Annotated in this window: 13 protein-coding genes; 4 read left to right on the top strand and 9 right to left on the bottom strand. The window is 67.3% G+C overall.

Features of this window, described 5'->3' with window-relative positions; all coding sequences use genetic code 11:
• Positions 1-3 precede the first annotated feature (3 nt).
• Complete coding sequence (locus ABDW59_RS06140; RefSeq protein WP_343628651.1) at positions 4-681, top strand: TetR/AcrR family transcriptional regulator; 678 nt, start codon at positions 4-6, stop codon at positions 679-681.
• On the opposite strand, the gene ABDW59_RS06135 is transcribed toward ABDW59_RS06140, so the two are convergent.
• Together ABDW59_RS06135 and ABDW59_RS06130 are read right to left on the bottom strand one after the other, a co-directional pair.
• Complete coding sequence (locus tag ABDW59_RS06135; RefSeq protein ID WP_343628649.1) at positions 649-1,014, bottom strand: hypothetical protein; 366 nt, start codon at positions 1,012-1,014, stop codon at positions 649-651. The genes ABDW59_RS06140 and ABDW59_RS06135 overlap by 33 nt on opposite strands.
• A 706-nt stretch (positions 1,015-1,720) precedes the next feature.
• On the bottom strand, positions 1,721-2,188 hold the full coding sequence (locus ABDW59_RS06130) for an Lrp/AsnC family transcriptional regulator (RefSeq protein WP_343628648.1): 468 nt from the start codon (positions 2,186-2,188) through the stop codon (positions 1,721-1,723).
• A gap of 121 nt (positions 2,189-2,309) precedes the next feature.
• On the opposite strand from ABDW59_RS06130, the gene ABDW59_RS06125 reads away from it, so the two are divergent.
• Positions 2,310-3,233 (top strand): DMT family transporter, encoded by a 924-nt coding sequence (locus ABDW59_RS06125; protein ID WP_343628647.1) that lies wholly within the window; start codon positions 2,310-2,312, stop codon positions 3,231-3,233.
• Here the strand turns inward: ABDW59_RS06125 and dnaB are convergent, their stop codons facing one another.
• The 7 genes from dnaB to ppsA form a co-directional block, all read right to left on the bottom strand.
• Positions 3,234-4,655, bottom strand: coding sequence for a replicative DNA helicase (gene dnaB / locus ABDW59_RS06120; protein ID WP_343628646.1), 1,422 nt, complete (start codon positions 4,653-4,655; stop codon positions 3,234-3,236).
• Between the two features lie 196 nt (positions 4,656-4,851).
• Complete coding sequence (rplI, locus tag ABDW59_RS06115; RefSeq protein WP_343628645.1) at positions 4,852-5,304, bottom strand: 50S ribosomal protein L9; 453 nt, start codon at positions 5,302-5,304, stop codon at positions 4,852-4,854.
• A 12-nt stretch (positions 5,305-5,316) separates the two neighbouring features.
• Positions 5,317-5,607, bottom strand: a complete 291-nt coding sequence (gene rpsR / locus ABDW59_RS06110) for a 30S ribosomal protein S18 (RefSeq protein ID WP_343628644.1) — start codon at positions 5,605-5,607, stop codon at positions 5,317-5,319.
• Between the two features lie 58 nt (positions 5,608-5,665).
• Complete coding sequence (gene priB, locus ABDW59_RS06105; RefSeq protein ID WP_343628643.1) at positions 5,666-5,950, bottom strand: primosomal replication protein N; 285 nt, start codon at positions 5,948-5,950, stop codon at positions 5,666-5,668.
• 57 nt (positions 5,951-6,007) lie between these two features.
• Positions 6,008-6,370, bottom strand: coding sequence for a 30S ribosomal protein S6 (gene rpsF / locus ABDW59_RS06100; RefSeq protein ID WP_343628642.1), 363 nt, complete (start codon positions 6,368-6,370; stop codon positions 6,008-6,010).
• Positions 6,371-6,475: 105 nt separating this feature from the next.
• Entirely contained in the window at positions 6,476-8,572 is a 2,097-nt protein-coding gene (locus ABDW59_RS06095; RefSeq protein WP_343628641.1) for a VC_2705 family sodium/solute symporter, read from the bottom strand.
• A gap of 157 nt (positions 8,573-8,729) precedes the next feature.
• Positions 8,730-11,141, bottom strand: a complete 2,412-nt coding sequence (ppsA, locus tag ABDW59_RS06090; protein WP_343628639.1) for a phosphoenolpyruvate synthase — start codon at positions 11,139-11,141, stop codon at positions 8,730-8,732.
• Between the two features lie 290 nt (positions 11,142-11,431).
• Here ppsA and ABDW59_RS06085 point away from each other — a divergent pair, with 290 nt between their 5' ends.
• Both ABDW59_RS06085 and ABDW59_RS06080 read left to right on the top strand, forming a co-directional pair.
• Positions 11,432-12,253, top strand: a complete 822-nt coding sequence (locus ABDW59_RS06085; protein ID WP_067062522.1) for a pyruvate, water dikinase regulatory protein — start codon at positions 11,432-11,434, stop codon at positions 12,251-12,253.
• Between the two features lie 19 nt (positions 12,254-12,272).
• Positions 12,273-13,163: an EamA family transporter gene (locus ABDW59_RS06080; RefSeq protein ID WP_343628637.1), complete on the top strand. Its 891-nt coding sequence runs from the start codon at positions 12,273-12,275 to the stop codon at positions 13,161-13,163.
• Position 13,164 lies beyond the last annotated feature (1 nt).

Genomic DNA, 13,164 nt, shown 5'->3' with positions numbered 1-13,164 from the left:
CTCATGCCGACTGCCCGCCGCACGCCGCCCCCTTCGCTGACGACCAAGGTCCAGCCCGCGCAGCAGCGCGCCGCCGAGACCTTCGAGCGCATCCTCGACGCCGCGGCCAAGACCCTGACCGAGGTCGGCATCGAGCGCTTGTCGACCAACCTGGTGTGCGAGCGCGCCGGGCTCTCGCCGCCGGCGCTGTACCGCTACTTCCCCAACAAGTACTCGCTGCTGGCCGAGCTCGGCAAGCGGCTGATGCAGCGGCAGAACGACTGCATCGGGCAGTGGATCTCACAAGAGGTGTTGGCGGGCGGCCGCGCGGCCATCGAGACCGCGCTGGTGGGTCTGCTGCTCGACACCTACCAGGTCACGCGGGACACCGAGGGCGGGGTCTGGATCATGCGGGCGCTGCGCGCGGTGCCGGCGCTGCAGGAAATCCGGCTGGCCTCGCACACGCAGGTCACGCGCGCGCAGGCGCGGCTGCTCGCGCAGGCGCTGCCGGGAGCGAAACCGGCCGAGCTCAAGCTGGCCAGCCGCATCGTCGTGGAGCTGATCTATGCGACGGTGGAAATGCTCTTCGACGAGACGCTCGATGCCAAGCGCGTCGCGGCGGTCACCGCGGGGATGCTCGCCAGCCACGTGGAGCGGCTGGTGCCGCCCTCACCGCCCCAGCAGTCGCGCCAGCGCCGGTAGCGCGTCGCCCTCCATCAGCGTCGCGATGTTGAAGCGCATGTGGGACGGATGCGCGCCGGAGAACAGCCTGCCGGGCGCCATCAGATGGCCCTGCTCCAACATGCGCTGCGCGACGCTGAAGGCATCGACGTCCTCGCCCAGATCGGCCCAGAGATAGAAGGCAAGCCGCTGCACCACCGGCGCGAGCGCCAGACAGGGCTGACACCCAGGCTCCCAGAGGTCGAGCAGCAAGGGCGGCTGGCCCGGCGCGGAAAGAAGCCGGTCGAGGGCTTCGGGAGTGAGGTGGGGGATCGCCGTGTCGGTGGACGGGCGGGCGATGTCGGAGACGGACATGTGAGCTCCCTGCGCGACCGTGAATCGGTCGTCGAGGGGGCGAATGTATGACGGGCGCAGGGAGGTTCTCCCGACGGCGCGAAGGAAGTTGGTCGACCCGTACTGGTCCGACCGTCAGGACAGTCGGGGCGCCGCTCACCAGGGGAACCGCGATTGGCGGCCGACTCGGTCCAATGCGGCAGTTAGCATCCCGCGCATGCCTCGCCGCCAACACCCCCACGTCCTCAGCGCCCGGCTGCGCGACGACGTCCGCATCGACTTTGGCGCTTTCCAGGCGGCGGCCGGCACGTCTTCGCCGGCCAGGCAGCGGCGATGCAGGTCCTGGATGCTGGCCAGTGCCTCGGCGAGCTCGCGCTGCGGGAGACCTCGGCCTCGAACAAGGCGTCGGTGACGGTGTGGATCAATGCGGACATGGTTTCCTTCGGTGGCGTCCTCGATCACGACAGTCGGTCGAACGGAGGCCGCGATCAAGCCGGCACTCCAGGACCCGAAGACGACGCACGCCGCAGAGGGAGATTCGGTACAAGCGCCCCGACCCACGCCCGGGGTGTACCGCTCACGAGATCAGGACAGTCAGGACACTTTCACCCCAACCGCCAACCGCCAGCCGCCAGCCGCCAGCCGCCAGCCCCCAGCCGCCACGCGTTGCCCCGCGAGTTGCCCCCTCTCCCGCGTTGCGGGAGAGGGCTGGGGAGAGGGTCTTCCCTCACCCACCCCCCGACAGACTCGGAAACACCACCGACCTTTTCACCCGCGAGTACGCGAAGCTCGTATCGATCGACTGGATCCCAGGAATCGCATGCAGCTCCTTCCGAACGAAGCGCTCATAGTCCTGAAGGCTCTGCGTCAGCACCCGCAGCAGATAGTCCACCTGCCCGGTCATCACGTAGCAATCCAGCACCGCATCGATCGCCTGGATCGCGCGCTCGAACTTGCGGACCGATTCGGCGGTGTGTTCCTTGAGCTTGATGCCGACGAAGGCCGTCACCGGCAGGCCGTAGGCCTCCTCGTCCACCACCGCCGTGTAGCCGCGGATCATTCCGGACTCCTCCAGCATGCGCAGCCGCCGCAGGCACGGCGTCGGCGTGAGGGCGAGCTGCTCCGACAGTTCCTGGTTGGTCATCCGGCCGTTGGCCTGGAGTGCCGCGATGATTTGGTAGTCTTTGCTGTCCATGGCCTCCACATTAGCAGCTTCCACCAATCCAGCGCCAGATCACTGGAGCTTTTGAATACTTCCACCCAGGCTCGCGACCGAGAATTTCCAGCGTACCGCATCGTGCCTCGCAGGAAGTTCCATGAAGTCGCTCACCCCCACCGCCGACGGTTTCGGCCGCCCATCCTTTCTTCAAAGCTCGGCCGCCGGCTGGCTCACGATGGGCCTCACGCTGGTGATCTGGGCGAGCTTCTCGCTGTCCATCCGCGCGATCGGCGCGTCCACGCTGACGCCGTCCGACGTCGCCCTCATCCGCTTCCTGGTGCCCGCCCTGCTGCTCGTGCCCTTCGTCGCCTCGCGGCTGCGCACGCTCAAGCGGCTGCCGCTGAAGTGCTGGGCCATGATCTCGCTCGGCGCCGGACTCCCCTTCTTCCTCATCGCGTCGATGGGCGGCCGCTTCACCTCGGCGGCTCACGTGAGCGCGCTGATCGCCGGCACCACGCCGATCTCCTTCGCCCTCGTCGGCTGGCTGCTGTGGCGCGAGCCGGTGCCCGCCGCGCGCATCAAGCGTCTCGCGCTGATCGTGGCCGGCGTGGCGCTGATGGTGCTGGGCTTCGGCACGCAGTCCTCGCAGGTCCTGGTGGGCATGGGCGTGCTCTTGCTGGCCAGCCTGCTCTGGGGCACCTACACCCATGGCCTGCGCCTGGCCGGCATCGATCCGCTGGCCGGGGTGATGGTGGTGACCTATCCGTCGCTGCTGCTGCTGGCCGGACTCTCCGGCGCGGGGCTGCTCGAGTCCCGCCTTGCCGCCGCGCCGATGCGCGACATCCTCGTCTTCGCCGCCGTGCAGGGCGTCGGTGTGGGCGTGTTCTCCACGCTGCTGTACGGGCTCGCGATCCGCATGCTGGGACCGCAGAAGTGCGCGATGGTGGGCGCGCTCGCGCCGGTGCTGGCCACGCTGATGGCCGTGCCGCTGCTGGGCGAGACGCCCAGCCTGCTCACCGCCTGCGGCGTGGTCGTGGTGAGCCTGGGCGTGGTGCTGGCCGTGCGGGCGCAGAGCCGCTGATCAATACTCGTCGCCCCCCGGACTCACGTATCCAGGCGCCAGGTTCTCGAACTTGGTGTTCTGCCGCGCGAAGGCCAGCTTCACCGTGCCCACCGGGCCGTTACGCTGCTTGGCGATGATGATCTCCGCGACGCCCGGCTCCTTGCACTCGTCCTTGGTGTAGTACTCGTCGCGGTAGATGAACATGATGATGTCCGCGTCCTGCTCGATGGCGCCGGACTCGCGCAAGTCCGACATCATCGGCCGCTTGTCCGGACGCGTTTCCACCGAGCGGTTCAGCTGCGACAGCGCGATCACCGGGCAGCGCAGCTCCTTGGCCAGCGCCTTCAGGCCCCGCGAGATCTCGCCCACGACGGTTGCGCGGTTCTCTTCGCTGGCGCCGCCGTTGCCGCTCATCAGCTGCAGGTAGTCGATGATGATCAGGCCGATCTGGCCCGAGATCCGCGCTTGCCGGCGCGCCCGCGCCCGCACTTCGCTGGGCGACAGGCCGGGGCTCTCGTCGATGTAGATGGGCGCGTTGCCCAGCTTGTCCACCGCCTCGGCCAGCCGGCCCCATTCGTCGTCCTGCAGTCGGCCGGTGCGCAAGTGGCTCTGGTCGATGCGGCCGATGGAGCCGACCATCCGCAGCGCCAGCTGCGCCGCGCCCATTTCCATCGAGTAGATGATGACGGGCAGGCCCTCGTTGATCGCGACCGCCTCGCCGATGTTGATCGCGAACGCGGTCTTGCCCATGGACGGACGCGCCGCCAGGATGATCAGGTCGCCCCGCTGCAGGCCCGCCGTCATGCGGTCCAGGTCGTAGAAGCCGGTGCGCACGCCGGTGACGTCCTCGGCGCCCTGCTCCGCGAGCTCGTTGACCCGGTCCATCAGCTCGACCATCAGCCGGTCCATGCTCTGGAAACCGGTGCCGCCGCGCGAGCCCTCTTCGTTGATGCGGAAGATCTTGCCTTCGGCCTCGTCCAGGATCTCGTTGACCGCGCGACCCGCTGGGTTCAGGGCGGCGGTGGCAATCTCGTCGGAGGTCGCCACCAGCTTGCGCAGGATGGCGCGCTCGCGAACGATCTCGGCGTAGCGGCGCAGGTTGGCGGCGCTGGGCACGCCCTGCGCCAGCTGGTTGAGGTAGGCCAGCCCGCCGCATTCCTCGGCCTTGCCCAGCGAGGTCAGCTCTTCGAAGACGGTGACCACGTCGGCCGGCTTCCCAGCGTTGACCAGCTTGCCGATCGCGGCGTAGATCTGCTTGTGCTCGTAGCGATAGAAGTCGCTGTCGCTGAGCGTGTCGGCCGCCTTGTCCCAGGCGGTGTTGTCGATCAGCAAGCCGCCCAGCACGCTGTGCTCGGCTTCCACCGAATGCGGCGGAACGCGCAGCTTCGCGATCTCGCTATCGCTGGCAACTGACCCGGGCGGGGTGAAGATCGCGGACATTGTGGACAAGCCTGTGGATGGACGCTGGATAGCCTGTGGGGCGAGCGGGATAACTCACCCCCGAAAAAGCAGAAAGCCGACGGCTTCTCAGCTGTCGGCTTTCTTGTGATGCCCCGATCATGTCAGGCCCGAAGGCCGGTCACGCTCAGGGCATCCCCCAGGAGCGCGCAGAGCGCCCGGTGGGGGTGTCGAATCATTACTCGACTTCGGCGACGACCTTGATGGTCACCTCGACCACGACGTCCGTGTGCGGAGCGACGTTGATCGGGAATTCGCCGACGGTCTTCAGGGGACCGTTGGGCAGACGCACTTGCGCCTTGGCGACCGGCGTGCCGGCCTTGGTCAGCGCTTCGGCGATGTCGGCATTGGTAACCGAGCCGAACAGACGGCCGTCGACGCCAGCCTTTTGCGAGATCACGACGGTGTTGCCGTTGATCTTCTCGCCCAGGGACTGAGCGGCGGCCAGCTTTTCAGCGGCAACCTTCTCCAGCTCGGCGCGCTTGGCTTCGAATTCCTTGATGGCCGATTCCGTGGCGCGGCGCGCTTGACGGGTCGGGATCAGGAAATTGCGAGCGTAGCCGTCCTTGACCTTGACGACGTCGCCCAGGTTGCCGAGGTTGGCCACTTTTTCCAGCAGGATGACTTGCATGGGGTGGACTCCTTAGACCTTGTGCTGGTCGCTGTAGGGCAGCAGAGCCAGGAAGCGGGCGCGCTTGATGCACACCGACAGCTGACGCTGGAAGAAGGCGCGCGTGCCGGTCAGGCGGGCGGGCACGATCTTGCCGTTTTCGCTGATGAAATCGCGCAGGACGTCGACGTCCTTGTAGTCGATCTGCTCGACACCGGCGACGGTGAAGCGGCAGAAACGCTTGCGGCGGAACAGCAGCGATTGTTGGTTGCGCTTGGGCTTGCGGTCCTTCGAGAACCGACCTTTACCACGTGGCGGGGGCATAGTGAACTCCTGCTCTATCTATCCAGATGTAAACGAATCGCGCGACGGATCGTCTCGTTCAGTCCGACAGGCCGGTGATATGAAACACCGTGCCGCGGCCCTGCTTCTGCGCCGAAAGAAACCCGGTGAACACCGGACTTTCCGTCAGTCCCAGTCCTTGCACCCGCTTGACGATGTCTCCGATCGCCACCGCCTTGATCTCCAGCGAGACCTTGCGGCGTGTGCCGGCTTCATCGACAAAGGACTCGTGCCGAAGCATCAGGTCCAGGGCCGGCAGGCCGGCCGGCGTGTATCGGATCGCCGCTCTTTCGAGGATCTGCGCCTGCAGCACCAGTCGGTTCATGCGGCGAGGATCAGCGGGTCAGGATGGTCGAGAACGTCGGTTGTCGCGCCTGTCAGCTCAGGCGGACGCTTCTTGCGGAGCCTTGCGGGCTTCTTCGCGCTCGACGGCCTTCATCATCACCGACGGGTTCGTCTCGGCCTTGTCCTTGACGACGGTCAGGTGACGCAGCACGGCGTCGTTGAAACGGAAACCGGTCTCGATTTCAGCCAGGATGTCCTTGCTGCACTCGATGTTCAGGCACAGGTAATGCGCCTTGGCCAGCTTCTGGATCTGATAGGCCAGCTGACGGCGGCCCCAGTCTTCCACGCGATGCACCTTGCCACCACCGTTGGTGACCAGGCCCTTGTAGCGCTCCAGCATGGCCGGAACTTGTTCGCTTTGATCCGGATGGATCAGCAGAACGATCTCGTAATGACGCATAAACACTCCTTGTGGGTTTCAGCGACCCGCCGCGTCAAGCGCTGCAAGTCTGAAAGCCGGACCCCAGCGTCAAACTCGTGGGCCCAGCAAGGGAAGCCGAAGATTCTAATTGATTTGAGGGGGTGGCGTCCAGCCCGGCCGGTGCAGGCCTCGCTGCAAGGCCCGTGACGCGGCCGAGGGCGGCGGTGTCAGCAGGCTGACCACGACCAGCGTGAGCGCTCCGGCCGGGATGCCGAACAGCGCTGCCGCGACCGGCTGGATGCCCCACCACAGCTGCGGATCGCCCGGCAGCCCCAGCGCCTGACGCAGGCCGGCGTGGGCGCTGATCATGTAATAGACGGTCACGCCCAGACCGGCCAGCATCGCGGCCGCCCCGCCCTGCTTGTTGGCGCGGCCCCAGAAGATGCCGCCCACCAGCACCGGCACCAGGCTCGCGCCCGCGAGCGAGAACGCCGCCGACACCAGCATCAGGATCTCCGCCGGCTTCTGCGCCGCGACGGCCGCGGCGGTCAGCGCGGTGGCCAGCAACAGCGCCTTGGAGATCGTCACCCGCTGCGTCATCGTCGCGCGCGGATTGAGGACGCGGTAGTAAACGTCGTGGGACAGCGCGCTGGAGATGGTCAGCAGCAGCCCGTCCGCCGTCGACAGCGCGGCGGCCAGCGCGCCGGCCGCCACCATCGCGCCCAGCACGTAGGGCAACCCGGCGAGCTCCGGCGTCATCAGCAGCACGATGTCCCCGCCCAGCTGCAATTCGCCGAGCTGCAGGATCCCGTCGTGGTTGATGTCGTGGATGCTCAGCAGCGAGGGATCGACGCGCATCCACTGCCGGATCCAGTTGGGCAGCTCCGCGATGGGCATGCCGACCAGGTGGTTGAAGACCTCGTACTTGAGCATCACCGCCAGCGCGGGCGCGCTCAGATACAGCAGCGCGATGAAGAACAGCGACCAGCCGACCGAGCGGCGCGTCTCGGCCACGCTGGCGGTCGTGTAGTAGCGGGTGAGGATGTGCGGCAGGCCGGCGGTACCGACCATCAGCACGAAGACCAGCGCCAGGAAGTTGCGGCGCGACAGGTCGAAGCGCTCCTGCTCCTCGGGCGTGCCGGCGGGATCGCCCGCGAAGGGCCGCGCGTGCGGCGGCATGCCTGCGAGCGGCTCGGCGCGCTGGCGGTTGGAGACCACCGCCCGCTGCCAGACCTCGCGCGCTTCGGCCTCGGTGCGCGGCAACGCGGCGCGCAGCTTCTCCGCGGCCTGGATCTGCGCGAGCGGCGCGTCCTCGGCCTTCAATCGCGCGATGACTTGCGAGGCGCGCTGGCGCTCGGCGTCCAGCGACTGCGGCAGGCCGGCGAGCAGCCGCTCATGCTCGACCGCGCGCTGCTCGTAGAGGGCGCGCACCTCGAGCTCCTTGGGATCCTCGAGCAGTTGCCGCTCGCGGGCGGTGATCTGGCGGACCTCGCTGCCCGCGGTGATCTGCGGCAGCGGGAAGCCTGTCTGCTGGACCGAGAGCCACATTACCGGCAGCACGTAGGCCACGATCATGATGATGTACTGCGCCACCTGGGTCCAGGTCACGGCCCGCATGCCGCCGAGAAAGGAACAAACCAGCACCCCGCCCAGACCGACGAACAGGCCGATCTCGAAGGTCAGGCCGGTGAGGCGCGTGGTGATCAAGCCGATCGCGTAGATCTGCGCGACGAGATAGATGAACGAGACCAGGACCGCGGCAGCCGCGCCCATCACGCGCAGCGCGCGGCTGTCGAAACGGGCGCCGAGGAAGTCGGGAACGGTGAAGCCGGCGAAGCGTCGCAGATAGGGCGCGAGCAGCAACGCGACCAGGCAGAAGCCGCCCGTCCAGCCGAGCACGAAGGCCAAGCCGCCGTAGCCCGCCAGGTACAGGCTGCCCGCCATGCCCAGGAAGCTGGCGGCGCTCATCCAATCGGCGCCCGCGGCCATGCCGTTGTAGAACGCGGGCACGCGCCGGCCGGCGACGTAGTACTCGACCGGATCGGTGGTGCGGCTGAACACGCCGATGCCGGCGTAGACCAGCACGGTCAGCAGCAGGAAGGAAAAGCCCAGCCACTGCTTGGGCATGCCCAGCCGCTCCAGCAGACCGAGCAGCGCGACCAGCAGCACGAAGCCCACCGTATAGGCGGCGTAGCTGCGGTTCAGGCGGCGGCGGAAGGCGGCATCGGGGAGTCGGGACATGGCCGCGCATCATCGACCGTGCACGGCTCGATGCGCATCCACAACTTCCCGACCGCCCACCCGCCCTCGCCCAGCGCTGGGCGGTGGGAGCGAAATGAAAAAGCGGCCCGGAGGCCGCTCGTGGCGATCGTGAGGTCGCGAGATCTCGGATCTCGGATCAGCGCTTGGCGAGTCGCTGCCAGGTTTCGACCACCGTGTCCGGGTTCAGGGACAGCGAGGCGATGCCCTCGGCCGCCAGCCATTCGGCGAAGTCGGCATGGTCGCTGGGCCCTTGGCCGCAGATGCCGACGTACTTGCCGGTGGCGCGGCAGGCCGCGATGGCGCGCGAGATCATGGCCTTGACCGCCGGGTCGCGTTCGTCGAAGTCACCCGAGAGCAGCTCCAGGCCGGAGTCGCGGTCCAGACCCAGCGTCAACTGCGTCAGGTCATTCGAGCCGATGGACATGCCGTCGAAGTGCTCCAGGAACTGCTCGGCCAGGATGGCGTTGCTCGGGACCTCGCACATCATGATGACGCGCAGGCCGTCGGTACCGCCCGCCGCGGCGCGCTTCAGACCGCGCTCGGCCAGCATGGCCACGACCTTCTCGGCCTGCTTCACCGTGCGGACGAAGGGCACCATGATCTCGACGTTGGTCAGGCCCATGTCGTGACGCACGCGCTTGAGCGCCTCGCACTCCATCGCGAACGCGTCCTGGAATTCGCCCGAGATGTAGCGCGACGCGCCGCGGAAGCCCAGCATCGGGTTCTCTTCGTCCGGCTCGTAGCGCGAGCCGCCGATCAGCTTGCGGTACTCGTTGCTCTTGAAGTCGGACAGACGCACGATCACCGGTTGCGGCCAGAACGCCGCGGCGATCGTCGCGATGCCTTCGGCCAGCTTGTCGACGTAGAACGCGCGCGGCGACGCGTGACCGCGGGCCACCGACTCGACCGCCTTCTTCAGGTCGTTGTCGATGTTCGGATAGTCCAGGATCGCCTTGGGATGGACGCCGATGTTGTTGTTGATGATGAATTCAAGCCGCGCCAGGCCCACGCCGCTGTTGGGCATCTGCGCGAAGTTGAAGGCCAGCTGCGGATTGCCGACGTTCATCATGATCTTCACCGGGCTGTAAGGCATCTCCCCGCGGTGGACTTCGCTGATCTCGGTCTCGAGCAGCCCGTCGTAGATGTAGCCGGTGTCGCCTTCGGAGCAGGCCACCGTGACCAACTGGCCGTCCTTCAGGCGGTCGGTCGCGTCGCCGCAACCCACGACCGCCGGGATGCCCAGCTCGCGCGCGATGATGGCCGCGTGACACGTGCGACCGCCGCGGTTGGTGACGATGGCGCTGGCGCGCTTCATCACCGGCTCCCAGTTCGGGTCGGTCATGTCGGTGACCAGCACGTCGCCCGGCTGCACGCGCTCCATCTCGGCGACGCTGTCGACCAGTCGGACCGGACCGGTGCCGATCTTCTGGCCGATCGCGCGGCCCTCAGCCAGCACCGTGCCCTGGCCCTTGAGCTTGAAACGCTGTTCGACCTGCCCCTCGGACTGGCTCTTCACCGTCTCGGGACGCGCCTGCAGGATGTAGAGCTGGCCGTCGCCGCCGTCCTTGCCCCACTCGATGTCCATCGGGCGGCCGTAATGCTGCTCGATGATCACCGCGTACTTGGCCAGTTGCACCACGTCCTCGTCGGTCAGCGAGTAGCGGTTGCGCTGCTCGACGTCGACGTCGACGGTCTTGACCAGTTTGCCGCTGGCGGCCTTCTCTTCAGGGGTCGAGAAGGTCATCTGGATCAGCTTGGACCCCAGGTTGCGACGGATCAGCGCGAACTTGCCGCGCTGCAGCGCCGGCTTGTGGACGTAGAACTCGTCCGGGTTGACGGCGCCCTGCACCACCGTCTCGCCCAGGCCGTAGCTGGAGGTGATGAAGACCACGTCCTTGAAGCCGGACTCGGTGTCGATGGTGAACATCACGCCGGCCGCGCCCAAGTCGGAGCGCACCATGCGCTGCACGCCCGCCGACAGGGCGACGTCACTGTGCGCGAAGCCCTTGTGCACGCGGTAGCTGATCGCACGGTCGTTGTAGAGCGACGCGAAGACTTCCTTCATCTTGTGCAGCACGTCCTCGATGCCGACGACGTTCAGGAAGGTTTCCTGCTGACCGGCGAAGGAGGCGTCGGGCAGGTCTTCCGCGGTGGCGGACGAACGCACGGCAAACGACGCGTCGGGGTTGTCGGCGGTCAGCGCGGCGAAGGACGAGCGGATCGCCGCTTCCAGGTCGGCCGGGAAGGGTTGGGCTTCGATCCAGCCGCGGATCTCGGCGCCGGCTTCGGCCAGCGCGCGGACATCGTCGGTGTTGAGCGTGGCCAGACGCTTCTGGATGCGGGCATCCAGACCCTCGTGCTTGAGGAAGTCGCGGAAGGCGTGCGCCGTGGTGGCGAAGCCGCCGGGCACGCGCACGCCGGTTTCGGCCAGCTGCGAGATCATTTCGCCGAGCGAGGCGTTCTTGCCGCCGACCGACTCGACGTCGGTCATCCTCAGTTTCTCGAAGGGTACGACCAGGGCGGTCGCCTCGAAGCGAGCATCAGACATGGGAAAACTCCGTGATGTTGAGAAACCGGGGCTCCCTGCACACGCCCCGCCGCACAGGTCACCACAGTGACGGCGCGGGGGATGGGCATGACGCGGCGCGCGACAGGTCTTGTCGATTCTTGTGGGCGACGCGGGGCGGCGTTCATGCGGGTCAGGGGCAAGTTGCGGGCGATTCTAGTGGGTCGCCGATCTATGATGTAAGCCCTCGTTCGGGGCCCGGTCGGCGACAAGCTTCGCCCTTTGGCACATGGCGTTCCCGGAATGGAAAAGGCTCTGCCCGAAAGCGCTTCATGACCCAGCACACCGTGTTCTTCGTCTCGGATGGCACCGGCATCACCGCCGAAACCTTCGGTAACTCCATCCTGGCCCAGTTCTCGGTGAAAGCCCGCCACGTGCGTCGTCCCTTCGTCGACAACGCCGACAAGGCCATCCAGCTGGTGCGCGAGATCAACGAGACCGGCGAGCGCGAAGGCCAGCGGCCCATCGTCTTCGCCACGCTGGTGAACCGCGAGGTGCTCAACGTCGTGCGGCAGGACTGCCAGGGCCTGGTGCTGGACATGTTTGGCACCTTCATCGCGCCACTGGAGGACGAGTTCCGCATCAAGTCCAACCACCGCGTCGGTCGCTTCTCGGATGTGGCCAAGAGCCAGGAGTACCACGACCGGATCGAGGCCATCAACTTCTCGCTGGCGCATGACGACGGCCAGTCGGCGCGCAACCTGGACACGGCGGACGTGATCCTGGTCGGCGTGAGCCGCTGCGGCAAGACGCCCACGTCGCTGTATCTGGCGATGCAGCACGGCATCAAGGCGGCGAATTACCCGCTGATCCCCGAGGACTTCGAGCGCGGTCACCTCCCCTCGCTGCTGATCCCGCACAAGAAGAAGTGCTTCGGCCTGACCATCGATCCGGAGCGTCTGGCGCAGGTGCGCAACGAGCGCCGCCCCGGCAGCAAGTACGCCGATCTGATGAACTGCCATTACGAGGTCCGCGAGGCCGAGACCATGATGAAGAAGGCGGGCATCAACTGGCTGTCCTCGACGCACAAGTCCATCGAGGAGATCGCGACGACGATTCTTCGCGACATCCGCCCGGACCGCTTGATGTATTGAGCGCGGAGCATCCTGAAGCATGCCGGCTTCCGCGCTGGCCTTGGTCGTCGCCGCTGCGCTGATCCACGCGCTGTGGAACTTCGCCGCCAAGAAGGCCCAGGGCAATCATCATTTCGCCTGCATGACCGCGGTCGGCGTGACGCTGCTGTGGCTGCCGGTCGTGTGGGTCCTCGGCTTCGACGAACTGCCCCACTGGGGCTGGCATGCCTGGACCGCGACCATCGCCAGCGCCGTCGTGCACCTGGCCTACTTCAACGCGCTGCTCGCCGGCTATCGCGCCGCGGACATGACGGTGGTCTATCCGGTCGCGCGCGGCAGCGGGCCGCTGCTGTCGTCCGTGGTCGCCGTGATGCTGCTGGGCGAGCACCTCGGCCTGGGCGGTGCGCTCGGGCTGGCGGGGGTGGTCGGCGGCATCCTGCTGATGGCGGCGGGTCCCACGTTCTTCTCCAAGGGCGCGAATCAAGATCCCGAGCTGCATCGCAAGCGCCAACTGGGCATCGCCTGGGGCGCGCTGACCGGCGCGACCATCGCCGCCTACAGCGTCATCGACGGCTACGCGGTGAAGGTGCTGGCGCTCTCGCCCATCCTCTACGACTACCTGTGCAACCTGCTGCGCGTCCCGGTGAGCCTGCCGGCGGTGCTGCGTGACCGCGCGGGCTTCATGCCGGCGCTGCGCAAGCAGTGGAAGCATGCGCTGATCGTGGCGATCGGCGCGCCGACGGCCTACATCCTGGTGCTCTATGCGATGCGGCTGGCGCCGCTGTCACGCGTCGCGCCGGCGCGCGAGCTGTCGATGCTCTTCGCCGCGCTGATCGGCGGTCAGTTGCTGGGCGAGGGTGAACGCGGCTGGCGCATCGCGGGCGCGGTGTTCATCGCGATGGGCGTCGCTGCCTTGGCGATGGCCCGCTGAA

Source organism: Roseateles sp., assembly GCF_039595295.1.
GTDB lineage: Bacteria > Pseudomonadota > Gammaproteobacteria > Burkholderiales > Burkholderiaceae_C > Roseateles.
Note: the sequence above shows the minus strand (reverse complement) of the source record. Positions and strands in the feature narration are given on the sequence as shown.